A 362-nucleotide genomic window follows, 5' to 3' on the forward strand; every position below is an offset into this window, starting at 1 on the left:
GTTCGGCATCGGCGAATGGCAGGCACGGCTTTACACCGCGCTGACGGGCTTTGCCGGCTTGCTGCTGATCGGCTTTACCGGCGCGCGCGTGTTCAACGCGGCAACCGGCGTGTTCACGGCGCTCGTGCTGGCGACCTCGCCGTACTGGAACCTGATGGGCCATTTCAACACGCTCGACATGGGCCTGTCGTTCTGGATGGCGCTCACGCTCTGCGCGCTGCTGCTTGCGCAGCGCCCCAACCTGCCGGACGCCAACGTGCGCGGCTGGATGTGGCTGTGCTGGGCGTCGATGGCGATGGCGGTGTTGTCCAAGGGTCTCGTCGGCGTAATCCTGCCGGGCGCGGTGCTGGTGCTGTACACAC

At 66.6% G+C, this 362-nt stretch carries 1 protein-coding gene; it reads left to right on the forward strand.

Annotated features, from left to right (window positions below):
- The coding region (locus tag SB764_RS38780) for an ArnT family glycosyltransferase (RefSeq protein ID WP_410866577.1) at positions 1 to 362 on the forward strand (362 nt) is incomplete at both ends.

Origin of the sequence: Paraburkholderia sp. SIMBA_027 (genome assembly GCF_046535315.1) — a bacterium.
GTDB lineage: Bacteria > Pseudomonadota > Gammaproteobacteria > Burkholderiales > Burkholderiaceae > Paraburkholderia > Paraburkholderia tropica.